At 72.6% G+C, this 21892-nt stretch carries 24 protein-coding genes; 10 read left to right on the top strand and 14 right to left on the bottom strand.

The genetic code is table 11. The annotated features are described in order from the left end of the window. Positions 1-275: 275 nt before the first annotated feature. Positions 276-611: a hypothetical protein gene (locus tag ACW62_RS34340; RefSeq protein ID WP_157574972.1), complete on the top strand. Its 336-nt coding sequence runs from the start codon at positions 276-278 to the stop codon at positions 609-611. Positions 612-708: 97 nt separating this feature from the next. Here ACW62_RS34340 and ACW62_RS25575 read toward each other — a convergent pair whose 3' ends face one another. Together ACW62_RS25575 and ACW62_RS25570 are read right to left on the bottom strand one after the other, a co-directional pair. After that, positions 709-1167, bottom strand: a complete 459-nt coding sequence (locus ACW62_RS25575) for a dihydrofolate reductase (protein ID WP_053206936.1) — start codon at positions 1165-1167, stop codon at positions 709-711. Continuing rightward, positions 1164-1961 (bottom strand): thymidylate synthase, encoded by a 798-nt coding sequence (locus ACW62_RS25570; RefSeq protein ID WP_053206935.1) that lies wholly within the window; start codon positions 1959-1961, stop codon positions 1164-1166. The genes ACW62_RS25575 and ACW62_RS25570 overlap by 4 nt, the downstream gene beginning before the upstream one ends. 80 nt (positions 1962-2041) lie before the next feature. On the opposite strand from ACW62_RS25570, the gene ACW62_RS35970 reads away from it, so the two are divergent. The 4 genes from ACW62_RS35970 (at position 2042) to ACW62_RS25555 (ending at position 5654) form a co-directional block, all read left to right on the top strand. Further along, positions 2042-3808 carry a hypothetical protein gene (locus tag ACW62_RS35970; RefSeq protein WP_240477417.1) on the top strand — a complete coding sequence of 589 codons (1767 nt, stop codon included), beginning with the start codon at positions 2042-2044 and terminating at the stop codon, positions 3806-3808. After that, complete coding sequence (locus ACW62_RS33395) at positions 3730-4500, top strand: helix-turn-helix domain-containing protein (RefSeq protein WP_338033155.1); 771 nt, start codon at positions 3730-3732, stop codon at positions 4498-4500. The genes ACW62_RS35970 and ACW62_RS33395 overlap by 79 nt, the downstream gene beginning before the upstream one ends. A gap of 54 nt (positions 4501-4554) precedes the next feature. Continuing rightward, positions 4555-4908: a VOC family protein gene (locus ACW62_RS25560; RefSeq protein WP_053206933.1), complete on the top strand. Its 354-nt coding sequence runs from the start codon at positions 4555-4557 to the stop codon at positions 4906-4908. 83 nt (positions 4909-4991) lie between these two features. Further along, positions 4992-5654 carry a response regulator gene (locus ACW62_RS25555; RefSeq protein WP_053206932.1) on the top strand — a complete coding sequence of 221 codons (663 nt, stop codon included), beginning with the start codon at positions 4992-4994 and terminating at the stop codon, positions 5652-5654. Here the strand turns inward: ACW62_RS25555 and ACW62_RS34335 are convergent. Then, a complete protein-coding gene (locus ACW62_RS34335) occupies positions 5632-5793 on the bottom strand; it encodes a hypothetical protein (RefSeq protein ID WP_157574971.1) in 162 nt (53 codons plus the stop codon). The two genes, ACW62_RS25555 and ACW62_RS34335, sit on opposite strands and share 23 nt — an antisense overlap. A 184-nt stretch (positions 5794-5977) precedes the next feature. Here ACW62_RS34335 and ACW62_RS25550 point away from each other — a divergent pair, with 184 nt between their 5' ends. Genes ACW62_RS25550 through ACW62_RS25535 form a run of 4 tightly spaced genes read left to right on the top strand, consistent with a single transcriptional unit; the run spans position 5978 to position 9759 of the window. Next, positions 5978-6403, top strand: a complete 426-nt coding sequence (locus ACW62_RS25550; protein ID WP_053206931.1) for a hypothetical protein — start codon at positions 5978-5980, stop codon at positions 6401-6403. Positions 6404-6419: 16 nt separating this feature from the next. Continuing rightward, the gene (locus tag ACW62_RS25545) at positions 6420-6815 is read left to right on the top strand and encodes a response regulator (protein ID WP_053206930.1); all 396 of its coding nucleotides are present in this window, start codon (positions 6420-6422) and stop codon (positions 6813-6815) included. Beyond that, a complete protein-coding gene (locus ACW62_RS25540) occupies positions 6790-8784 on the top strand; it encodes a sensor histidine kinase (protein ID WP_053206929.1) in 1995 nt (664 codons plus the stop codon). Before ACW62_RS25545 ends, ACW62_RS25540 begins: the two co-directional genes overlap by 26 nt. 24 nt (positions 8785-8808) lie before the next feature. After that, on the top strand, positions 8809-9759 hold the full coding sequence (locus ACW62_RS25535) for an aldo/keto reductase (protein WP_053206928.1): 951 nt from the start codon (positions 8809-8811) through the stop codon (positions 9757-9759). 111 nt (positions 9760-9870) lie between these two features. Here ACW62_RS25535 and ACW62_RS25530 read toward each other — a convergent pair whose 3' ends face one another. Together ACW62_RS25530 and ACW62_RS25525 are read right to left on the bottom strand one after the other, a co-directional pair. Then, positions 9871-10755 (bottom strand): serine hydrolase, encoded by an 885-nt coding sequence (locus ACW62_RS25530; protein ID WP_053206965.1) that lies wholly within the window; start codon positions 10753-10755, stop codon positions 9871-9873. Further along, positions 10752-11618 (bottom strand): LysR family transcriptional regulator, encoded by an 867-nt coding sequence (locus ACW62_RS25525; protein ID WP_053206927.1) that lies wholly within the window; start codon positions 11616-11618, stop codon positions 10752-10754. Before ACW62_RS25525 ends, ACW62_RS25530 begins: the two co-directional genes overlap by 4 nt. Before the next feature lie 84 nt (positions 11619-11702). Here ACW62_RS25525 and bla point away from each other — a divergent pair, with 84 nt between their 5' ends. Then, positions 11703-12644: a class A beta-lactamase gene (gene bla / locus ACW62_RS25520; RefSeq protein WP_053206964.1), complete on the top strand. Its 942-nt coding sequence runs from the start codon at positions 11703-11705 to the stop codon at positions 12642-12644. Positions 12645-12754: 110 nt separating this feature from the next. Here bla and ACW62_RS25515 read toward each other — a convergent pair whose 3' ends face one another. From ACW62_RS25515 to ACW62_RS25475, 9 genes are all read right to left on the bottom strand, one after another. After that, positions 12755-14257, bottom strand: coding sequence for a hypothetical protein (locus ACW62_RS25515; RefSeq protein ID WP_053206926.1), 1503 nt, complete (start codon positions 14255-14257; stop codon positions 12755-12757). A 70-nt stretch (positions 14258-14327) separates the two neighbouring features. Continuing rightward, on the bottom strand, positions 14328-15098 hold the full coding sequence (locus tag ACW62_RS25510; RefSeq protein ID WP_083460162.1) for a sugar isomerase domain-containing protein: 771 nt from the start codon (positions 15096-15098) through the stop codon (positions 14328-14330). A gap of 4 nt (positions 15099-15102) precedes the next feature. Next, positions 15103-16317: a hypothetical protein gene (locus ACW62_RS25505; RefSeq protein ID WP_157574970.1), complete on the bottom strand. Its 1215-nt coding sequence runs from the start codon at positions 16315-16317 to the stop codon at positions 15103-15105. Then, complete coding sequence (locus ACW62_RS25500; protein ID WP_053206924.1) at positions 16314-16982, bottom strand: N-acetylmannosamine-6-phosphate 2-epimerase; 669 nt, start codon at positions 16980-16982, stop codon at positions 16314-16316. Before ACW62_RS25500 ends, ACW62_RS25505 begins: the two co-directional genes overlap by 4 nt. After that, positions 16975-17922 (bottom strand): N-acetylglucosamine kinase, encoded by a 948-nt coding sequence (locus ACW62_RS25495; protein ID WP_053206923.1) that lies wholly within the window; start codon positions 17920-17922, stop codon positions 16975-16977. The genes ACW62_RS25500 and ACW62_RS25495 overlap by 8 nt, the downstream gene beginning before the upstream one ends. Continuing rightward, positions 17919-18788 carry a carbohydrate ABC transporter permease gene (locus tag ACW62_RS25490; protein WP_053206922.1) on the bottom strand — a complete coding sequence of 290 codons (870 nt, stop codon included), beginning with the start codon at positions 18786-18788 and terminating at the stop codon, positions 17919-17921. Before ACW62_RS25490 ends, ACW62_RS25495 begins: the two co-directional genes overlap by 4 nt. Then, complete coding sequence (locus ACW62_RS25485; protein ID WP_053206921.1) at positions 18785-19699, bottom strand: carbohydrate ABC transporter permease; 915 nt, start codon at positions 19697-19699, stop codon at positions 18785-18787. Before ACW62_RS25485 ends, ACW62_RS25490 begins: the two co-directional genes overlap by 4 nt. A gap of 4 nt (positions 19700-19703) precedes the next feature. Then, positions 19704-20999, bottom strand: a complete 1296-nt coding sequence (locus tag ACW62_RS25480) for an ABC transporter substrate-binding protein (protein WP_053206920.1) — start codon at positions 20997-20999, stop codon at positions 19704-19706. A gap of 46 nt (positions 21000-21045) precedes the next feature. After that, complete coding sequence (locus tag ACW62_RS25475) at positions 21046-21807, bottom strand: GntR family transcriptional regulator (protein ID WP_053206919.1); 762 nt, start codon at positions 21805-21807, stop codon at positions 21046-21048. Positions 21808-21892: the final 85 nt, after the last annotated feature.

Genomic DNA, 21892 nt, shown 5'->3' with positions numbered 1-21892 from the left:
CATGACATTTCTAGGTCTGCGGACGTGACCGAGCGACAAGGGCGTCATCGCAGGTCACAGTCCGGCGGACGGGGTGGCCTGGAGCGCGCGCCGGCGAAAGAAGCCATCATCTGTCCCGGCATCGAAAACCGACCCTGAGCTGCGCGGCGATGCGACCAATTGCCCACAGGTCTCGCCGAACGCTGCTCAGCCTTCCTCGGGATGAAGCAATTGTGAAACGCGCGTCGCTAGGTTTCCGACGCGAATCATGACGGGTTCACACTGAAGGAGAAGTCATGAAGACGATGACCCGCTTGGCAGTCACGGCGGCGGTGACGCTCGGTGCTCTTGCCGCGCCGATGACGGTCGCGGCGTCTGCGGGGCCGACGGCGACGGCAGCGGCCTCTGCGCACGCGCTGGATCGGAATGCCACGGTAGCGCCGATGGGTACGGCGTGTTGGTCGACACCTGGCGGCATCTGGCCCGTGACGTGCATCAAAGGACCACACAAGTACAAGTCGCAATGCAACATGATGCGCACGCAGAAGATCAACGCCGGCTACGAGACCACGGCCTGCCGCTGGATGAAGTGGGGAAGCTGGGGCACCGGCTGGTACTTCTACCACAACTGAGTACCCACGAACCTCGAATGCCGACGATCACGGCCGCAGGTACGCCAAAGTCGCGAGCACGCAGCCGTTGCTCGTTCCACCCCGCCGGAGGCCGGCCTCAGCCCCAGGTCAGGAACCGGTAGTGCAGCCCGGTCGACGACTCCTGCCACGAGCCGACGGAGTCGGGCGGGCGGCCGACGTCCGGGGCGTGGGTGTCGCCGTCGAAGGGCTCGCGGAGCTCGGTGACCACGACGCGGTCCGCCAACGGCAGCGCCGCCCGGTACACGGCCGCGCCGCCCATGACCCATACGTCCCCGGACGCCGCGGCGAGCGCCCGCGGCAGGTCGGGGAAGGTCTCGACGCCCTCCTGCGGCGTGCGCGACAGCACGAGGTTGCGCCGGCCGGGCAGCGGCCGGAACCGCGGCGGCAGCGACTCCCAGGTGCGACGGCCCATCAGCACGGTCGCGCCCGCGGTCAGGGTGCGGAAGTGCTTCATGTCCTCAGGCAGGTGCCACGGCAGCGTGCCGTCGCGGCCGATGACGCCGTTGGCGGACTGTGCCCAGACGAGCCCGATCACACCGCTACCGGGGCCTTGATGCCGGGGTGCGGGTCGTAGCCGTCGAGGGTGAAGTGGTCGTAGGTGTAGTCGAACAGGCTGTCCGCCGGCTTCAGGCCCAGCGTGGGGAACGGCCGCGCCTCGCGGGCGAGCTGGGTGCGGACCTGCTCCTCGTGGTTGTCGTAGATGTGGCAGTCGCCGCCGGTCCAGACGAAGTCGCCGACGCCGAGGCCCACCTGGGCGGCGATCAGGTGCGTCAGCAGCGCGTAGCTGGCGATGTTGAACGGCACGCCGAGGAAGAGGTCGGCGCTGCGCTGGTACAGCTGGCAGGAGAGCTCGCCGTCGGCGACGTAGAACTGGAAGAGCGCGTGGCACGGCGGCAGCGCCATGCGCGGGATGTCGGCGACGTTCCAGGCCGACACGATGATGCGCCGCGAGTCGGGGTTCTCGCGCAGCGTGCGCAGCACCTCACTGATCTGGTCGACGTGCCCGCCGCCGGGGGTCGGCCAGGAGCGCCACTGCACGCCGTAGACCGGGCCGAGGTCGCCGTCGGGCGCGGCCCACTCGTCCCAGATGGTGACGCCGTTGTCGCGCAGCCAGGTGACGTTCGAGTCGCCGCGCAGGAACCACAGCAGCTCGTACGCGATGGAGCGGAAGTGCACCTTCTTCGTCGTGACCAGCGGGAAGCCGTCGGACAGCCGGTAGCGCAGCTGGTGCCCGAAGACCGACCGCGTGCCCGTACCGGTGCGGTCGCCCTTGCGGCAACCGGTGTCGAGCACGTGGCGGAGCAGGTCTTCGTACTGCGTGTCCGGCATACCCCGAGCCTAGACGAGGCTCTGGCGTTTCTCCGGACGACTGACGCCCATGTCCGGCTACCGTGGGTATCGGGGTCATCGTGGTCACTGATCGTGTCGTCGGCACGGCCGAGGTGACGCCGGGGGTGGCGCGCGAGAGCGTCGGCGTCAGGCGTCCGGCCGGCCCGATCGTCGCGCTCGCCTGCCTGCTCACGCTCGCCCTGCACCTGCTCTACGTGACCGGCCCGCTGCTGTCCGACGAGGGTGGCTTCGCGATGGTGGCGCGCTGGTGGAGCAGCGGCGGCGACTACCTGTACGGCCCGCAGTGGGTCGACCGGCCGCCGGGGCTGATCGCCACGTTCTGGGTCGCGAACCTGCTGGGCCCGCACGGGGTCCGCATCGTCGCGGGCCTGATGGCGGCGGCCTTCGTCCTGGCCGCGGGCTGGGCCGGCTGGGCCGCCCGCGGGGCGCGTGCCGCCGTGTGGTCGGCCTGGGCGGCGTTCTTCCTGATGAACACCCCGCTGACGCAGACCTTCGCGCTGAACGGCGAACTGGTGGCGGCGACCTGGACGATGGTCGGCGTCGCCGCGGGGATCCACGCGGTCCGCGGACGGGTGTCGTACCGGGCCGCGCTGGCGCTCGGCGCGCTGGCCGGTGCCGCCGCCGCGTCGGCCCTGCTGGCGAAGCAGAACTTCGCGGACGCGGCCGTGTTCCTCCTGGTGCTCGGGCTCGCGGAGGGCCTGACGCAGCGCCGGCGCCGCCGCCGGTTGCTGGCCATCGCGGGCGCCGCGGGGGCCGGATTCGCGCTGCCGGTGTCGGTCGCCGCCGGGTGGGCGTACACGCACACCGGTCTCGGCGACCTCGTCTACGCCATGTACGGATTCAGGGTGGACGCGTCGATGGTGATCGCGCAGTGGGCGCACGCCGGGCCGGACAGCCGCCTGCGCGGGTTGCTGGGAATCGCGCTGCTCAGCGGCATCGCCACCCTCGCGGTCGCCGTTCTGGTCGCGGGACGCCGGCACGTCGGCCTGCGCTCGCCGCTGTTCCTGGCGTGTGTGGCCGGCGGGCTCGTCGAGATCGCGGGCGTGGCCCTCGGCGGGAACTACTCGCCGCACTATCTGGTCGGCATCGCCCCCATGCTGGCGCTGGCGGCCGGGGTGCTCGCGGTCCAGCCGGGCCGCGGCCGCTGGCTGGTGCGGCTGTTCGTCGTCGCGCCCGTCGTCGCGACCCTGATCGCCTCTCCGGCCGCCGCCGTCCAGGTGACCAGGGAGAACACCGTGCAGGCCACCGGCGAATGGCTGGCGCGGGCGGCGGGGCGCGGAGACTCCGTGGTGGTCCTCTACACCCATGCCAACGTCGTGAACGCCTCCGGCCTTCGCCCCGTCTACCCGTACGCGTGGAGCCTCCCGATCCGGACCATCGACCCGCAGCTCGACCTGCTCGCCGCGACGCTGACCGATCCGGGCCGCGCCCCGACCTGGGTCGTCGGCTGGGACGCCCTGGGGACGTGGTGGCTGGACGCCGACCACCGCGTCGCGGCGGCGCTCGGCACGGACTACGTCCGGTTCGCGACCGTCTGCGACCACCCGATCTGGCTCCGCCGGGGCCTCGACCGGGCGCACCCGCCCGACCCCTGCGCGGGAACGGGGATCCAGGAGTCGAGCATCGAGTCGTCCGGAGGGCCGCACACGCCGGGTAGCCTGCCCGTATGGACGTCGTCTCCCGGCGTGAAGAGTCGGAGCTGGGCGCGTGGACGCAGCTCACCTGCCGGCCCAGCGCGCTCGCCGGGCTGGTCGAGTCCATCTGGCTGTTCGACGGGCGGCTCAGCCGGCGGGAGCGCTACTACCCGACGGGCGAGCTCGACCTGATCGTGCGGCTGGACGAGCCGTCCGAGCCGTTCCACATCGTCGAGGGACAGCCCGCGGCCGCCTGTCCGCCGGCATGCCTCACTGGGCTCCTCGTCGCGCCGCTGGTGATCGAGACGTCCGCCGCGCGGTCCCGCCTGCTCGGCGTGCGCCTGCGTCCCGCGGGCGCGCTCGCCCTCTTCGGCCTGCCTCAGCAGCAGCTGACGGGCGCCGCCGTCGACCTGCACGACGTCATCGGCGGCGGCGAGGCGCGCCGGCTCACCGAGCGCCTCGCCGCGGCCGGTTCCGACGAGGCCCGCCTGCACCTCGTGCTGCGCTGGATCGTGGATCGGCTCGGGGATGGTCCGCGAACGGACCCGGGCGTCGCCTACGCCGTCGCCGAGATCGAGCGGACCGGCGGCACGGCGCCCATCGCCGGCCTCATCGAGCGCGTCGGCGCCTCCCCGAAGCGGTTCGCCACCTCGTTCGAGCACCAGGTGGGCGTGAAGCCCAAGCTGTTCTCCCGGATCGTCCGGTTCCGCCGCCTGGCGGCCGCGCTTCCCGCCGCGGACGACAGCCTGAGCCAGACGGCGCTCGCGTACGGCTACTACGACCACTCGCACATGGACGCGGATTTCCGGGAGTTCGCGGGGGTCTCGCCCCGTCAGTTCCTGGCCGCCACCCCGTTCCCGGAATCGTCGAGTCTGACCGACTGAGCGGGCGGACTTTTCTCCAAGACGGCGTTCACCGACGTCCCTACGGTAGACCTCATGGAATCGAATCTCGTCAGTGTCGTCGGCGTGCTGCCCGTCACCGATCACCCGGCGGCCGTCACCTGGTACCAGAAGTGGATCGGGCGCGGCCCCGACATCGAGCCCACGGACGGCGTCGCCGAGTGGCAGCTCGCCGAGAACGCGTGGATCCAGGTGTCCGTCGATCCCGCCGCCTCCGGGCGCACCACGGTCGTCGTCGGCGTCGCTGACCTGGACGTGCAGCGCTCGGCCTGCGCGGCCGCCGGCGTCGCCGTGGGCGAGGTCGCCGACTACGGGTTCGTGAAATCGGCCGAAGCGGCCGACCCGGCCGGGAACACGGTCGTCTTCGTCCAGGACCTGACCCAGGCCTAGCCCTCCGGAAACCCGCACGCCCCATCGGCCGGTTCGCTGTCAGACTGGAGGTGAGGGTCCGTGCGCGGGCCCGGGGGGCAAAGATGACCGGAACGGGCGGGACACGCGTCGTCATCGCCGACGACGACATCCTCCTGCGCGAAGGGCTGGCCAGCCTGTTCGACCGTTCCGGATTCGCGGTCGTGGGTCAGGCGGGCGACGCGCCGGAACTCATGGCACTGGTGGCGGGCAGCGAGCCCGACCTCGTCGTCGTCGACATCAGGATGCCGCCCGATCACGGGACCGAAGGGCTGGAGGCGGCGCACGCGATCCGGCGCGACCATCCGGCGACGGCGATCCTGGTGCTGTCGGCGCACGTCGAGGTGGAGCACGCGATGCAGTTGCTGGCCAGCGGCGAGGGCATCGGCTACCTGCTGAAGAGCCGGGTGACGGACGTCGCCGAGTTCGTCGACACGGTGGAGCGGGTGGCCAAGGGCGCGACCGTCGTCGACCCGGCGCTGGTGCAGGAGCTGGTCGGCGCGAACCGGCGGCACGATCCGCTGGCCGTGCTGACGGGGCGCGAGCGGGAGGTGCTGGCGCTGGTCGCCGAGGGACGCTCCAACGCCGGCGTGGCGCGCCGGCTGTGGGTGACCGAGGGCACCGTCGAGAAGCACGTGCGCAGCATCCTCACCAAGCTCGACCTGCCGGAGGGCGACGACGATCACCGGCGGGTGCTGGCGGTGCTCACCTTTCTGGAGCAGCGCTAGCGTCGTCGGCGGACGCGACGGAGAGGCGCGCGGCCAGCAGCCGGCCGGTCTCCTCCACGACCGCCGGCACGGCTTCGAGCGGCACGTTGAGCATCGACAGCAGATCGCGGGTCGAGACATCCTCACGGTGGGCCAGCATGTTCGGCTCCTTTCACCCCCTCTGGCCAGCATCGCGCCGAGCCGGCGGCGGTGTCGTCAGGGGCAGCGGGTGCCTCGTCTACCGGCTAGCTGCAAGCCCAGAACTCCTGCTGGCCGCGATGTGCCGTCCGCCTGCCCGGGACGAGGCTCGGTGGAAGCGTTCGTTCGAGTGTGAGGAGGTCCCGATGAGCCGCGTGGTCCACGTCTTCCACGGCCCGGCGACGGCCGTCGCGACCCACGCCCGGCCGGATCGCCCCCATGATGTCGTGATGCCCGGCCGGAAGCCGGATTCCCCCGACGCTGACCCCTGGCGCCACGACCCCGGAGCCGGCCACCCCCGCGCCGGCTCACCCACGGCCGGCGCCCCCCTCCAAGCCGGCCCGCTCGCCGCCGTCCCCACGGCCGACCCACGCTTGTCGGCGACCGTGAACGGCGAACACCACACCGGTCTGCTGCGGGTTCGGCTGGCCGGGGACGGCGGCGAGGTGGGGGAGTACGACCTGGACGTCGAGCAGGCGCTGCACCTTGCGCAGCGGCTGCGCGACGCTGCCGCGGCGATGCGCGAGTTCCATTCGGAGCGGACCTTCGGCCCTGGCCGGGTTTCCGGTTAGCAGCAATGCCGGGCTCATGCTCTGGTGCAATGCTGGTGCGGTGGTACGGCGCTGTGTCATCGTTGATGACAATGAGAGATTCCTGGCCGTGGCGCGTTCCAGCCTCGAACGCGGCGGCCTGGAGGTGGTGGGGACAGCGACCACGACGACACAGGCACTCGAGCTCATCGGCGCCCTTCGACCGGACGTCGTGCTGGTTGACATCGCCCTCGGCACCGAGAGCGGCTTCGACCTCGTCCACCGGATCGCCGCGGCCGAGCCGTTCGCCGGCCCGCACGTGATCCTGATCTCGACTCGCCGCGAAGACGACGTCGCGGAGCTGGTGTCGGCCAGCCCTGCGGCCGGGTTCGTCTGGAAGGCCGACCTTTCGGCGAGAGCCGTGCGAGATGTGGTGGCGGCAGGAGAACAGTGAGGCGTCAGAACTGCTGACCGGCCCGCCGCTGCGGCGGTGGGCGGGTGGGGCACTGATCGGCGTCGGGCTGGTCGGCCTGGTCACCGCTCTGGTCGCGATCCTGAACCTGCACCTCCCGACGCGCGCGCTGCTGATCCTGTACCTGCTGGCCGTCGTGCCGGTGGCGCTCTGGTGGGGGGTGGGCCTCGCGGCGCTGGTGTCGGCGTTGAGCGTCATCACGTTCGTGCTGCTCATCGCGCCGCCGCAGAGCGAAGGGCCGGCCGTGTTGGCGTTCGCCGTGTTCGTGGCGACGGCGGGGGTGGTGGCCGGGCTGGCGGCAGGGCTGCGACGCAGTGTGCGGCGGTCTGAGGAGCTCGCCGCCGAGCAGTCGGCGCTGCGGCGGGTCGCGACGCTGGCGGCGAAAGGGGTGTCCGCCACGGAGCTGTTCGAGGCCGTGACCCGGGAGATCGGCGAGCTCTGCGGGGCCGACCTCACCCGGCTGGGGCGCTACGAGGACGGCGGGACGGTGGTCCGGGTGGCCGCCTGGACCCGGTTGCCGACGCGATTGCCGGTCGGTTCGCGGGTCCCGGTGGACGAGACGCGCGTCGCCCGGGATGTGCTGCGGACCGGCGCGCCGGTCCGGGTCTCCGGTGCGGCGGCGACCAACGGCGCCGGCGGCCCGCTGGCCCGCGAGCTGGGCATCCGCTCGTCCATCGGTTGCCCGGTCGTCACCGGCGGGGAGCTGTGGGGTGTCGTCGTGGTGTCGGCACGGAATCCGCGGGCGTTCCCGCCGGAGACCGAGGAACGGATCCTGCACTTCACCGAGCTGCTGGCCACGGCCGTCACGAATGCCGAGGCCAGCGAGGCGTTGCTGCGGAATGCGGACGAGCAGGCCGTGCTGCGCCGGGTGGCGACGCTGGCGGCGCGCGGCGGCGCCGACCCGAGCCCGGTCGTCCGGGCGGTCGCCGCCCAGATCGGCGCGCTGCTGGGCGCGGACTGCGCGTCGCTGCTGCGGTTCGAGAGCGACGGGACGGCGACGTATCTCGCGGCGCGGGGCTGGCGCGACGCGTCCCGCCGCGGGCCGGGCGCGCGCTGGCGGCCGGAGACGCCGTCCGTGATCGAGCGGGTGCTGCGCACGGCGCGGTCCGCCCGCATCGACTACGCCGAGACCGGCGAGCAGCCGCCCAGCCTGTCCGGCGAGGACGTCACGTCGACGGTGGCCAGTCCGATCGTCGTGGAGTCGCGGCTGTGGGGGAGCATCGGCGTGGCGTCGCGGACCGGGCCGCTGCCGCCGGACACCGAGGAACGGCTGGTCGCGTTCACGGAGATCGTCGCCATCGCGATCGCCAACACCGAGAGCCGGGCGCAGCTGGCCGCGTCGCGCGCCCGGGTGATCGCCGCGGCCGACGCCACTCGCCGCCGCCTCGAGCGCGACCTGCACGACGGCGCGCAGCAACGGCTGGTCTCCCTCGCGCTGGAACTGCGCAACGTGCAGGCGGAGATCCCGGACGAGCAGCCCGGCCTGAGCGCGGACCTCGGCCGGCTCGCGGGCGAGGTCACGGCGGTGCTGGACGAGCTGCGCGAGCTGTCGCGCGGCATCCACCCGGCGATCCTCTCCGAGGGCGGGCTCGGCCCGGCGCTGCGCACCCTGGCCCGCCGCTCGCCGGTCCCGGTCGAGTTGACGCTCCGCCTCGACCATCGCTATGCCGACGCGGTGGAGGTCGCGGCGTACTACGTGGCCTCTGAGGCGCTCACCAACACCGTCAAGCACGCCGATGCGACGCACGCGCGGCTGGCCGTCGAGGAGCGTGACGGCGAGCTGCGGCTGCTGGTCAGCGACGACGGCCGCGGCGGCGCCATCCAGACCGGCGGCACCGGGCTGACCGGCCTGTACGACCGGGTCGAGGCGCTCGGCGGCAGCATCGTGGTGAGCAGCCCGGCCGGCGACGGCACCCGGGTCGAGGTGGCGCTGCCGCTGACGCCGGTGTGACGCCGCCGTCGCTACGCTGGCCGGGTGACGACGCAGGGGGCGCGGCCGGCGGCACGCGGCATCGGGCTCGGGCTGGCCGCGCTGGGCCGGCCCGGCTACCTCACGCTCGGCCACGGCGGCGACTTCCGCGACGGCGCGGCGGTGGACGACCTGCGGGCGCGCACCCACGCGGTGCTCGACGCGGCGTGGGCCGCGGGAGTGCGCTACGTCGACGCGGCGCGCTCGTACGGGCTGGCGGAGCGGTTCCTCGGCGAGTGGCTGGCGGCGCATCCGGGCCGCCGCGACGAGCTGACCGTCGGCTCGAAGTGGGGCTACACCTACACCGCCGAGTGGCGCGTCGACGCCGACGTGCACGAGATCAAGGACCACTCGACGGCGACGTTCGAGCGGCAGTGGCAGGAGACGCTCGACGCGTTGGGCGGGCCGCCGGACGTGTACCTGGTGCACAGCCTGACCTCGGACAGCCCGGCCCTCGGCGACGACCGGCTGCTGGCCGCGCTGGCGGGGCTCGCGAGTGACGGCGTCGCGGTCGGGTTCTCGGCCAGCGGCCCGGACCAGGGCGCCGTCATCGAGCGCGCGCTAGCCCTGACGGCGGACGGCCGGGCGCCGTTCCGCGCGGTCCAGGCGACGTGGAACCTGCTGGAGCCGTCGGCCGGGCCGGCGCTGACCCGGGCCCACGACTCCGGCTGGTACGTCGTCGTGAAGGAGGCCGTGGCGAACGGGCGGCTCACCGGCCGCGGCGACGTCGCGCGGTTCGGCGCGGCGGCGGAGGCGGCCGGAACGAGCCCCGACGCGCTGGCGCTGGCCGCCGTGCTGCGCCAGCCGTTCACCGACGTCGCGCTGAGCGGCGCCACCACCGTCGAGCAGCTGCGCAGCAACCTCGCCGCGCTCTCGGCGGGTCCCGTGGAGCTCCCGGACCTCGCCGAGGACCCGACCTCGTACTGGGCCGCGCGCTCCGCCCTGGTCTGGACCTAGCCCTTCGCCAAGTTGATCTTGGAGTAACTGAGAAGTTGTCGCACGAAATGCCCGATTGATTCCACGGCTACTCCAAGATCAACTTGGCGAGGGGCGGGGTCATGACGGAGGTCAGCGGCCACGCAGTTCATCGTGCAGGCCGCGGGCGACCCGGCCCATCGCGATCTCCGCGGCCGGCTGGGCCGCCGCCGCGACGCGGGACCGGGTCAGCGCGACCACGACGAAGCGGCCGCCGTCGGCGTGCTCGACGACGCCGGCCTCGTGCCGCAGGTTGAGCAGCGTCCCGGTCTTGGACGACCACGTCGAGGCGTCGCTGACGAACTCCGGCGCGAGCCGGTTGCGGTGCACGTTCGCCGCCAGCAGCCGCCGCAGCCGCGTCGCTACGCCGGGGTCGATCGCGTCGCCGCTCCACACCGCGGTCAGCAGCGCGGCCAGCGACCGCGCCGTCGCGGTGTTGGCCCGGGCGACGTCGAGCTCGGCGATCGGGCTGCCGCCGCCAGGCCCGGTCGTGCCGATGGCGAGGTCGTGCCGCAGCCCGCCGGCCAGCGCCTCGGCCGGAGTCGCCATCAGCACGTCCATGCGGTGCCGCAGCGTGAACCCGTCGACGCCGAGGTCGCGCAGGACCGCCGCCACCTGCGACGGCGGGGTGAGGTCGAACAGCGCGTCGGTGGCGGCGCTGTCGCTCAGCGACGTGCTCAGGTAGACGAGGTCGGCGACAGCGACGCGGGCCGGGTGCTGGAACCGGGTGATGCCGGTCGGTCCGGGGGTCTCGACGCGGCCGGGCGCGACCTCGACCGGCGCCGCGCCGTCCAGCTCGCCGCGCCTGACGCGGTCCAGCGTGGCGAGCGCCAGCGGCAGCTTGACCAGCGACGCGATCGGCAGCTCGACGTCGGCGTCGAGGGCCAGTTCGGCGCCGTCGTCGAGGTCGCGGACGAGGAAAGAGCCGGCCAGCCCGGCGTCGTCGAGGTGGTCGCGCCACTCGCGCAGGGAGGTCACGACGCGCCCAGGCACCGGGCCAGCAGCGGCCCGAGTGTCGTCGCGATGCGATCGGCGTCGAGCACCGAGGCGGCGGCGACGGCGTACCCGCGGACCAGCGGCGCGTCGCCGATCGGCCGCCACGTCAGCCCGCACGCGTCCGCCTCGCGCGGCGTGCACAGCAGCGCGTCGTCGGTGCGGATGACCTCGGCCACCGCGCCGGCCAGCGACGCCACCCGCAGTTGGGACGGGCGCAGCCCACCGGCGACGGCGAGCCGGGTCAGCGCGTCACCGACGTGCGGCACGTCGTCCTCGGGCCGCCGCCAGATGCGGCGGTCGGGCACACCGGCGTCGCGGGATGGCCGGAAGGAGGCGAGGAACACCCGCCGGGCGCCGGACGGCCGCAGCGTCGCCAGGCCGAGCGATACCGTCCACCGCGCCTCCGGCTCGGGCACCGGCAGCACGGCGGCGCGGACGGCGCGGTCGCGGACCAGCTCGCGCCGGCGGTCCGGCTCGGCGTGCTCGACGACCAGCGCGACACCGGCGTCGCGGGCGTCGGCGACGAGGTCGACCAGCGTGGCGAGCGGGAGGTCGACGGGCAGCGCGAGGCCGACCGGCGCGGTATCGGCCCGGGCGGCGCCGGCGCGCAGGTCGTCGGCGGCGTCGAGGACGCGGCGCGCGGCGGGCAGCATGGTGCGGCCGAAGTCGGTGAGCGCGGCGCGGCGGGTCGTGCGGTCGAAGACGACGCCGCCGAGGTGCTGTTCGAGTGCGGCGACCCGGCGGCTGGCGACCGGCTGCGGGATGCCGATGGCGGCCGCGCCCTGGGTGAAGCTGCCGCGCTCGCTCACCGCGACGAACGCGGCGCAGGCGGCGACGAGGTCCATGCCGCGACCGTACTATGCCGGATCAGCATGGAATCGCCCGTATCCGTCTTTGCGCGCATGACGTGCGGCGGCGAGGCTGGCCGCATGCGACTCACCACCCTGCCGGTCCTCGCCGCCGTCACCGCCGCGCTCCTCGCCGGCTGCGGCTCCGACGACGCTCCGCCGGCGCCGGCGGCGACCAGCCCTGCCGCCCCGAGCAGCTCCACCGCGCCGACGACGGATCCGGCGGTCGCGGCCGCCCTGACCGCGTTGGAGGGCGACTACGCGGCCCGGCTCGGCGTCTACGCGATCGACACCGGGACCGGCCGGACCATCGAGCACCGTCCCGACGAGCGGTTCGCGTTCGCGTCGACGCACAAGATGCTGTCCGCCGCGGCGGTGCTGCTGGCCACCGAGCCCGCGGACCTCGAGCAGCTGATCGAGGTCGACGCCGCCGAGGTGGTCGGCTGGTCGCCGGTCACCGAGCCGGCAGTCGGCGCCGGGCTGACTCTGCTGGAGGTCATCCAAGCGGCCGTCACGGTCAGCGACAACACCGCGGCGAACCTGCTGTTCGAGCAGGTCGGCGGGCCGGACGGGCTGGAGGCGGCGGTGCGCGGCTTCGGCGACGAGACGACGTCGTTCGACCGGATCGAGCCGGACCTCAGCGACTGGGTGCCCGGCGAGACGCGGGACACGACGACCCCGCGGGCGATGGCGGCGAACGTGCGAGGGCTGCTGCTCGGCGACCTGCTGGCGGAGGAGGACCGGACGTTGCTGCACGACACCATGCGGGCCAACACCACTGGCGACGAGTTGATCCGGGCCGGCGTGCCGGACGGCTGGGTCGTCGCGGACAAGACCGGCTCCGCGACGCACGGCGGGCGCAACGACGTCGCCGTCATCGAACCACCGGGCGCCGCGCCGATCGTGCTGGCGGTCTACTCCAACCGGCTCGACCCAGAGGCGGAGTCCGACCCCGCACTCATCGCCGCCGCCACCGAGGTCGTCGTCGACGCGCTGGCGCCGGCCGCCGTGCTGCCGCGCTGAGCGGCGCCACCACCGGCGGCCCGGTAGAGGAACTGCCGGATGTCGCGGAGGACCCGAAGGTCAACTGGGCAACCCGGTCCGCACTCACCTGGACCTGAGCTGGTGTACACCTAGCCGCCGAGATGGGCCGCGAGCAGCTGTCGATCCGCAGGGCCCCACCTTCGGGTGATGAGGTCCGCGTGGCGGGACAGGCCGCGCACCGCTGGATTGCGCGAGCTGCGCAGCCGACGGGTCAGTGCCGGCAGTGTGTCCAGTCCAGCCTGAATGCGCCGCAGATCGTCGGAGCTCGTGAGCCCGCGGGCAAGGTTGTGCCGGAGTACGAGTGGGTCGGCCTGGGCGGCCGGCGAGAACAACGATCTGCCGAGGTAGTGCGCATCGTGCAGGAACAGCAGATCGTCGATGTTCTGATCAGTTGCGCCGTCACCGAAGACCGCCTGCCCGAGACGTGCACGGAAGGCGTCGTCAGAAAGGTCCGGATCGTTGGAGTACTCGCGATACGCCGTGCGGTTGACGGCCACGAGTGGGTCGACATAGGGGTTCTCGTCCAGCCCGATGGCTTCGATTCCGAACGGATGGAGTTGCCGCCCGATGACACTGGTGTCGCCGATTTCCGCGTGTTCGGGCACGTAGGTGAAGAACTCGTGCGAGGGGAGATATCCGACGAAGCCGCTGTCGCGTGCGTACCTGACGCTGGCCCGCGTGAACCGCGGCGACTTGTCGAGGACGTCGAGGTCGAAATAGTGCCCGTACGACGCTCGCTTCAGCAACTCCAGGTCGACTGTCCATGGAGTGAAGAACAGACCCCAGCGCGGGTCGTAGGGCATGTCCGCCCCGTTGGGAGCGCCGGTGAAATAGTGTGGGTAGACCAGGATGTCGGCGTCCTGGTCGTGCGCCCACACCTCTTCGGAGATCTGCTGCACGAACTCGTACTCGATCTCGTAATAGCGCGAGCGCCCACCACAGTCGCCGCCGAGGCAGATGTCGATGTCCGAGGATTCGATCAGCAGCCCATCGGCGTTCGGGTAGAACTCGAAGTACAGCTCGCGTACGTACTCGAGCATGAACGTCTTGGCGTCCGCCTTGGTGGGATCGAGATTGTAGCCCCAGGAATGGATGCCCTGCATGCGGGCCAGGGTCCCGTTGGCCTGTATCCCCTTGAGGTCCGGTCGTTCGAGTGCGTATTGGTTGGTGCCGTCGTAGGTGTACGGGGTGAAGCCCAGCAGGATCTTGATGCCGCGGCTGTGCGCATGGTCGATCAGCGACCCGACGAAATCGTTGCGGACGTTTTCGTGGTTCTTGTTGTACTGCCAGGTGATGGGGTACTTCCGTGACTTGAATGCGCCGCTCAGGTACAGGATCACATGGTCGATGCCATCGTCGGCAAAGGTGTCGATGATCGACCGCCACGTCTCGAACGTGACGGTGGGGATTCTGCAGAATGTCAGGTAGTAGCCGCGTGATCCGATCCCCGCCGATGAGGACGTCGTCGCTGCCGCGGAGGTGGCGGGTTGCGCCGGAGCCACCAACTCGCCGATGGGTGAGTCAGCGATGAGGCCCGCTGCTCCGGCCGCTCCCGTGAGTCTCAAGATGTCGCGCCTGCTGAGCTCCTGCATGGTGATCCCTCTCCTTATTCGGATAGGACGTGAAACCGCGTCGGCCTGCCGGTGCCTCGATGCCGCACACTCACGGCTCGGACGGGCGCAGCCGCGAGCCGTAGCGGGCGAACAACTCCTCGTTGTGCGCGTCGCCCTCCGGCACGTTCGCCGACACCAGCACCGGCACGTCCGCGCCGGCCGCGAGAAGCAGCCCGCACACCTCGGTGATCAGCAACTGCGCGATCAGCACGCCGGTCAGCGACGACGTCGGCGTGATGCGGGCGCCGGTGGGCAGCTCGAGCGCGGCGTCGCCGCGCGCCGACCCGTTGTCGATGACCACGTCGGCCAGCTCGAACAGTCGCAGGCCGGACGGGTGCCGCGACGTGGTCCGCCGGCTCTGCTCGGCCGACGTGATCGCGATGACGGGGTGCCCGCCGGCCTTGGCCAGCCGCGCCATCTCGACGACGCTGCCGTTGCCGCCGGAGTTCGACGTGATGACGAAGACGTCGCTCGGGTGCAGCTCGGCGAGGTCGAGGATCCGCTGGGCCAGCGCCGGGTCGCGTTCGACCGTGGGGTCGAGGATCTCGCGTGGGTCGGCACCGCCGTACATGACGAGGTCCTTGATCGACAGCGCGTTCGCGGGGACCAGCCCGCCGGCCCTGCCGACGATCTCGGCGGTGATGGAGCGGGAGTGTCCCGTGGCGAACGCCTGGATCAGCCCGCCGCCGCGCAGTCCGTCGGCGATCAGCCGGGCGGCCGCGGAGATCGCGTCGGCCTGCGTGGCGATCAGCCGGTCGGCCGCGGCCAGCAGGATCCGCGCGGCGGCGTTCTGATCGATCGTCTCGGCGTCGGTGGTCATCGTGTCAGCCTCCGTGGGTCGGATCGGTGGACAGGTCGCGCAGCACCCCGGCGGCGCGCTCGGCGGCGTCGGGACGGAACGGTGAGATCAGCACCTCGTAGCCGGGCGTCGCGAAATCGGCGGCGGCGGGCAGGTACCCGGCGTAGCCGTTGGCGTACCCGAGGAGCACCGACGGCGTCGCGCTGTCGCGCAGGGACAGGAACGGCTCGCCGCCGATGCCGTGCAGCGTCAGCCCGCCGAGCCGCACGGCGGCCAGCTCCAGCGGCACCGTCGCGTCACCGGATCGGCCGGCGGCCGCGTCGACGCCCTGCAGCGCGGTGACGGCGGCACGGCCGGCCGGATCGCCGTCGGCCAGTCCAGTCAGCCGGTCGGTGAACTCCGTGCGCAGTCCGGCCAGCCGGTCGCGGTCCTCGTGGCGGACCGGCAGCGGCAGCGTCGCCCGGGCCGCGCCGATCCCGTCGTCCGCGCTCCAGGTCCGGCCCGGCGCGGCGACCAGCGTGGCCAGCTGGTCCGCCGCCAGCCCGGCCAGCCGCCGCCCCTCGTCCGCGGTCTGTGCGGTGCGGGTCCAGCGGGTGCTGACGTCGCCGGCCGCTCCGGTGGCGACGACCACCCACGGCGACCCGCCGAGCCGGGACCGCAGCTCGTCCCGGATCCACGCCGTGAGGTCCCCGCTGACCACCGACGACGACGCCGGCAGGACGGTCGGGTGGACCGGCACCACGGCCAGCACACCCAGGGGCGCGCCGGCCGGACCGAACCGCAGCACGTCCACCGGTACCCGCCGGTCGCCGTCGTCGGCGCCGCGGCGGGAGCCGACGCCGTCGAGCATCCCGTCGTGATGGCTGGCGACACATTCGGCCTCGCTCGCCACCGCGAGCCGGGCCGCTTCGGCCGCCGCGTCGGCGACGGCCGTCAGCCAGGCGTCCGGCGTCGTCCCGCCACCGGCCCGGGTGCCGACGTCGGGGCCGGAGTGGGTGTGGGTCGCGCAGATCCAGACCTCGCCGTCGACCCGCCGCCGGATCTCCGTGACCAGATCAGTGTTGACCCCGGCCAGCTCCGCGACGACGAGCAGGAATCGGTCCGCGCCGGCGGCGATCGACACGCAGTCGACCCGCAGCGGCGCCAGCGTCCCGTCCGACGGCGCCACCCGCGCCGCGTACCCGCCCAGCGGCGTCCCGTCCGGGACGGACAGCGGCACGGACCCGTGACCGGCCCTCATCGCACGGCCTCGACCAGCCGCCGGGTGATCGCCATCGGGTTCGTGACCGCGGTCCCGACGACGACGGCGTGCGCGCCGGCCGCGAACCCGGCCAGGACGTCGTCGCGGGTCCAGTATCGGCCCTCGGCGACGATCGGGCAGTCCAGCTCGTCCGCCAGCGCCCGCACCAGCGCGAGGTCCGGCCCGTCACCGTGCAGCGGGACGCCGGTGTAGCCGGACAACGTCGAGCCGACGAGGTCGGCGCCGGCCGCCCGCGCGTACCGGCCCGCGGCGAGCGTGTCGACGTCGGCCATGACGGGCACGCCCAGGCGGTCGTGGATGGCGGCGATCAGCTCGGTGAGGTCGCCGCCGGGACGTGGCCGCCGCGTCCCGTCCAGCGCCACCACCGTCGCGCCGGCCCGCACCACCTCCTCGGCCGCCTCGAACGTCGGAGTGATGTACACGCCGTCCCGGTCGCCGGTCTTGTTGATGCCGAGGACGGGGATCGAGACCGCCGCGCTGATCGCGGCGACGTCGGCCGGGCCGTTCGCCCGGATGCCGGCCGCGCCGCCGGCCTCGGCGGCCCGCGCCATCAACGTCATCGGGACCGGACCGTGCAACGGGTTGGCTGGCGCGGCCTGGCACGAGACCACGATCGAGCGGAACGGGAACACGGCGTCAGACATGGGCGTCACTCCCGGCGGTCAGCATCAGCGGTGTGTAGGGGCCGAGCCCGGCCAGCAGCCGGACAGCGCCGTCGAGCGGGTTGCCCAGCGGCTCGCGCACCTCGACGCCCGGGCAGCGGGCCCGGATGGCGTCGGCGAACGGCCGCCGCACGAGGTCCTCCATCGCGAACAGGCCGCCGGCATAGGACACCGGGACCCGCGCCGGGGAGGGGAACGAGCGGGCCAGCACGGCCGCCGTCGTCGCGACCAGGCTGTCGACGGCGTCGGCCCAGATGCCCCGGGCCACCGGGTCGCCGTCCCGGGCGACCGCGGCCACCCACGGCGTGCACCGGGCGACCATCCGCACCGGCGCCGGCGAGGTGTAGACACGCTGCGACAGCCCGGCGAGGTCGCCCAGCGCGTCCTGCGCGGCCTCCGTCAGCGCGGTCGCCGGGCCGCGGCCGTCCCGGGCGGCCAGCACCGCCCGCAGCGCCGCCCGACCGATCGAGAACCCGCTGCCGGAGTCGCCGAGCAGGTAGCCGTGGCCGTCGGCCTGGTGCGTCCCGCCGTCGGCGGCGATGCCCAGGCAGACGACACCGGTGCCGGCCGTCGTGACCACCCCGGCGGCGCCGCCGAGCGCCCCGGCGTGCGCCGTCACCATGTCCGGGCCGAGCCACACCTCCGGGTCGCCGAGGCGGTCCCGGATGCGTGCCGCCAGCCGGCGCCGCCGGTCCGGCTGCAGCGGCGCCGCCGTCAGGCCGAGGCAGATCCGCCGCACCCCGGCCGGCGACCCGAGCCCCTCGTACGCCTCGGTCACCGCGTTGGCGACGCTGTCCAGCAGGTCGGTCTCGGCGCTGTAGGCGAACCCGCCGGCGTGCGTGATCTCGACGGCGACACCGTCGCGCACCAGCGCCATCCGCAGGTTCGTCTGCCCGCCGTCGACGGCCAGTTCCAGGCTCACTTGATCCCCGCCGTCATCGTGATCCCTTCGACGAACTTGCGTTGGAGGACGAGGAACAGCAGCAGCGTCGGCAGCAGCGCCAGCAGCGCGGCGGCCATCATCATCGGGATGCCGCCGGAGCCGAGGTTGTTGGCCTGCATCGCGGCCAGCCCGACCGGCAGCGTCCGGTGCTCCTCGTCGTTGCCGACCAGCAGCGGCCACAGATGGCTGTCCCAGTTGGTCATGAAGATGAACAGCGCCAGCGCGGCCATCGGCGAAGCCATCATCGGCGCGACGACGTTCCACAGGATCCGCAGCTCGCCGGCGCCGTCGATGCGCGCGGCCTCCAGCAGCTCGTCCGGCAGCCCGTCGATGCTCTGCCGCATGAGGAAGATCCCGAACGCGCTGGTGGCCGACGGGACGATCAGGCCGGCGAAGCTGTTGACCCAGCCGAGGTCGAAGACCAGCGCGTACAGCGGCACGTAGATGACCTCGAGCGGCACCATCAGCGTCGCCAGCACGACGAAGAACAGCAGGTTGCGGCCGCGGTAGGCGAACTTGGAGAAGCTGTACCCGGCGAGCGTGCAGGTGACGACGTTCAGCAGCGTCACCGCGACGCCCACGACGGTGCTGTTGAGGTAGTACCGCGCGAACGGCGCCTGCTCGAACGGCAGCGTGAAGTTACCCCACAGCCACTGCGTCGGCAGCCACCGCATCGGGCTGGCCAGCACCTCGTCGGCCGGCTTCACCGCCGACAGCGCCGCGTAGACGAACACCGACGCGAACACCAGGCCGCCGGCCAGCAGCAGCACGAACACGACGACCTTGCCGACCGGGCGCCGCTTCCGCGACGGCGGCGCCGGACCCGCGACCACCACGGCGCTCATGCCGACCTCCGCAGCGCGCGCAACTGCACGAACGTCACCACGAGCAGCAGGACGAACATGAGGACGGCGACGGCGGAGGCGCGGCCCATGCGGGCGCTGGCGAAGGCCGTCTTGTACACGAACAGGTTGATCACCTCGGTGCCGAAGCTGCCGCCGGTGAGCACGACCTGCGGGCTGAACGACTGGAAGCCGCGGATCACCGCCATCACCAGGACCACGACGGTGATCGGCTTGAGCAGCGGCAGCGTGACGTAGCGCAGCCGGCGCAGCGACCCGGCGCCGTCCAGGGCGGCCGCCTCCTGCAGGTCCTTCGGGATGTTCTGCAGCCCGGCCAGGAAGATGATCAGGAAGAACCCGACCTCCTTCCAGACCGCCGCTATCGCGATCGCCCACTTGGCCCATGTCGACGACGTCAGCCACGGGATGTCGGTGTTCAGCGTCTGGTTGAGCAGGCCCTCCGGCTGCAGCACCAGGCGCCAGATCACCGACACCGCCACCCAGGACGTCGCGACCGGCGCGAAGTACAGCAGCCGGACGAACGCGCTGCCGCGCATGCGGGTGTTCAGCCCGAGCGCCAGCACCAGCGCCAGCAGCACCGCCGGCCCGTACGTGACGACGACGTAGAACAGCGACGCGCCCAGCGAGGCGAGGAACCGCTCGTCGCCGAACAGGAAGCGGAAGTTGTCCAGCCCGACCCAGACCGGTGCGCTGGTCAGGTTGTAGTCGTAGAGGCTGAGCTGGAACACCCGCAGCATGGGGTAGATGGCGAACGCCGCGAACAGTGCCAGCGCCGGCAGCGCGAACACCAGCCCGACGGCGTCGCGGCGGCGTCGCCAGCCGGGCCGGCCGGAGCCCGGCGGCCGGGCCCGCGCGCCGCGGGCCCGGTCCGGAGCGGTTCTGGTCAACGCCACGGGACTAGCTCGAGACGCTCTGGTCGACCGACTCGGAGGCTTCTTCGAGGCTCTCCGCCGGTGGCTGGCCGTCGAAGACCGACCGCTCGACGGCCGCCTTGATCGCGTCCTGCACCTCGCTCCAGTGCGGCCCGACCTCGTCGAACTTGCCCTGCTGGTAGGCCTGTGACCAGACGTCGAGGAACGGGATGTTCGCCGCCGCCTCGGACTGCTCCCAGCCCTGCAGCGGCTGGACGAAGTTGACGTCGGTGAGCCAGCGCTCGTGCTGCGAGGTCATGTACTCGATGAACTTCCACGCCTCCTCCTGCTGCTCGGAGGCCTTGTTCACCGCGAAGTAGTAGCCGTACCAGCGTCCGGACGGGTTCGCCGGGTCCACCTGCGGGAGCGGGACGACCGCCAGGTTCTCGAACGTGTCGGGGTTGTCCTGCGCGATCTGCTCGACCGCCCACGGGTAGATCATCGTCATCGACCGGCGGCCGGAGGCGAAGTCCTCGAACGGCGACGTCGCTTCACGCGAGGCGGTGTCGGCGTTGCCGACCTGGTCCTCGCGGATCAGGTCGTGCCAGATCTGCAGCGCCTCGACCGACTCGGGTTCGGTGAGCGCCGAGCCGGTGCCGTCCTCGTTCAGGATCGAGCCGCCGGTCTCGTTCAGCAGCGTCTGCAGCTGCTGGGTGTACCAGCCGGAGTGCAGGTAGACGAAGTTGAAGCCCTCGTGACCGGCCGCGACCAGCTGCTGGCCGTACTCGGACACGTCGTCCCAGGTCTCCGGCGGGCTGGCCGGGTCGAGCCCGGCGTCGGCGAAGTGCTGGGTGTTGATGGCGAAGGCGGTCGCGTTGAACTCGCTGGGGACGCCGTAGAGGGTGCCGTCGTCGCCCTTCGCGCCGTCGAGCGTGCCGTCGACGTAGAGCGCCTCCAGCTCCTCGGCGGACTCGACCCCGAACGCGGCCGGGTCGATCGGCGCCAGCAGTTCCTTCGGGATGTACTCGCCGCGCAGCGCGCTGTCGTCCATGTTGATGATGTCCGGCCCGGACCCGTTGCTCAGCGACGTCAGCATCTTGGTGCCGAAGTCGTTGTTCGGGATGGTCTCGTAGGTGATGTCGACGTTCGGGTTCGCCTCCTCGTACTCCGCGATGAGCTGCTCGTTCAGCTCCGTCATCGGCGGATGGGTGTGCGTCCAGTAGGTCAGCTCGATGGTGTCGCCGCCGCCGGTCGACCCGCCGTCGGAGCCGCAGGCGGCGGCGACCGCCAGCACGGCCGCGGCCGGGATCAGGACCGCGCGGGCGCGCGCTCGTACGCTCATGGGTTGCTCGCTTTCATCGGTCCGCCCGGGTGGGCGGCGCGGAAGGTCAGGCGGAACGCCGCGTGTGCCGGCGCAGTGCCGGGGCGGGCACCGGCCGGAGCTCGGCGGTCAACTGGAACCGGTCGCCGCGGAACAGGTCGGTGCCGCACTCGACGACCCGTCCGTTCGCGCCGAACGTGACGACGTCGAGCTGGAATGCCGGTCGCCCCGGTTCCGTGTGCAGCACGGCGGCGATCCGTTCGTCGAGCAGTGTCGGCTCGATGGTGGTGCGGCCGGTCAGGATCGGGATGCCGTAGCGGTCCGCGAGCAGGTCGTACCAGGACCCGTTCAGATCCGCCGGCGTCAGGCCAGGAACGACGTCGTCGGCCACCCAGGTGGTCTCGACGCCGATGGGGTCGCCGTCGGCGGTGCGGAGCCGGGTGAACCGGACGATCGTCGTGTTGACGGGGATGCGCAGCGTCCGGGCCCGGCGTGGCCCGGCCGGCAGCCGCCGGAACTCCAGCGTCACGCTGCCCGGCACCAGGCCGCGGTTGCGCATCTCCTGCGAGAACGAGGTGATCGCGAGACGTCGGGTCAACTTCGGTCGCGCGACGAAGTTGCCCCGGCCGTGCTCGCGTACGACGAACCCAGCCGTCGCCAGGTCGTCGAGGGCCCGCCGCAGGGTCATGCGGGCCACGCCCCAGTCGTGCGCCAGCCGGCGCTCCGACGGGAGTGCGACACCCTCGTCTCCGTGGTCGATGAGCTCCAGCAGGCGGCCGCGTACCTGTGCGACCTTGCCGGTCGCGGACCCGAAGCCGTCGTTCGCCATGGTGTGAGCTCCTCGACGAGAGGTGAGGTGCGCACCTTTATAGTCCGCGCGGCTGGACTGCACCAGAGCGCGGGCGAAGCCCGAG

The organism is Jiangella muralis (genome assembly GCF_001270745.1).
GTDB classification, from domain to species: domain Bacteria; phylum Actinomycetota; class Actinomycetes; order Jiangellales; family Jiangellaceae; genus Jiangella; species Jiangella muralis.
Note: the sequence above shows the minus strand (reverse complement) of the source record. Positions and strands in the feature narration are given on the sequence as shown.

Bases quoted from the DNA above. Each gene is read 5' to 3' on its own strand.
- ACW62_RS34340 (WP_157574972.1), top strand. From the start codon at position 276: ATGAAGACGATGACCCGCTTGGCAGTCACGGCGGCGGTGACGCTCGGT.
- ACW62_RS25570 (WP_053206935.1), bottom strand. From the start codon at position 1,961: ATGCCGGACACGCAGTACGAAGACCTGCTCCGCCACGTGCTCGACACC.
- ACW62_RS25560 (WP_053206933.1), top strand. From the start codon at position 4,555: ATGGAATCGAATCTCGTCAGTGTCGTCGGCGTGCTGCCCGTCACCGAT.
- ACW62_RS25555 (WP_053206932.1), top strand. From the start codon at position 4,992: ATGACCGGAACGGGCGGGACACGCGTCGTCATCGCCGACGACGACATC.
- ACW62_RS34335 (WP_157574971.1), bottom strand. From the start codon at position 5,793: ATGCTGGCCCACCGTGAGGATGTCTCGACCCGCGATCTGCTGTCGATG.
- ACW62_RS25550 (WP_053206931.1), top strand. From the start codon at position 5,978: ATGAGCCGCGTGGTCCACGTCTTCCACGGCCCGGCGACGGCCGTCGCG.
- ACW62_RS25545 (WP_053206930.1), top strand. From the start codon at position 6,420: ATGCTCTGGTGCAATGCTGGTGCGGTGGTACGGCGCTGTGTCATCGTT.
- ACW62_RS25540 (WP_053206929.1), top strand. From the start codon at position 6,790: ATGTGGTGGCGGCAGGAGAACAGTGAGGCGTCAGAACTGCTGACCGGC.
- ACW62_RS25525 (WP_053206927.1), bottom strand. From the start codon at position 11,618: ATGGACCTCGTCGCCGCCTGCGCCGCGTTCGTCGCGGTGAGCGAGCGC.
- bla (WP_053206964.1), top strand. From the start codon at position 11,703: ATGCGACTCACCACCCTGCCGGTCCTCGCCGCCGTCACCGCCGCGCTC.
- ACW62_RS25515 (WP_053206926.1), bottom strand. From the start codon at position 14,257: ATGCAGGAGCTCAGCAGGCGCGACATCTTGAGACTCACGGGAGCGGCC.
- ACW62_RS25510 (WP_083460162.1), bottom strand. From the start codon at position 15,098: ATGACCACCGACGCCGAGACGATCGATCAGAACGCCGCCGCGCGGATC.
- ACW62_RS25505 (WP_157574970.1), bottom strand. From the start codon at position 16,317: ATGAGGGCCGGTCACGGGTCCGTGCCGCTGTCCGTCCCGGACGGGACG.
- ACW62_RS25500 (WP_053206924.1), bottom strand. From the start codon at position 16,982: ATGTCTGACGCCGTGTTCCCGTTCCGCTCGATCGTGGTCTCGTGCCAG.
- ACW62_RS25490 (WP_053206922.1), bottom strand. From the start codon at position 18,788: ATGAGCGCCGTGGTGGTCGCGGGTCCGGCGCCGCCGTCGCGGAAGCGG.
- ACW62_RS25480 (WP_053206920.1), bottom strand. From the start codon at position 20,999: ATGAGCGTACGAGCGCGCGCCCGCGCGGTCCTGATCCCGGCCGCGGCC.
- ACW62_RS25475 (WP_053206919.1), bottom strand. From the start codon at position 21,807: ATGGCGAACGACGGCTTCGGGTCCGCGACCGGCAAGGTCGCACAGGTA.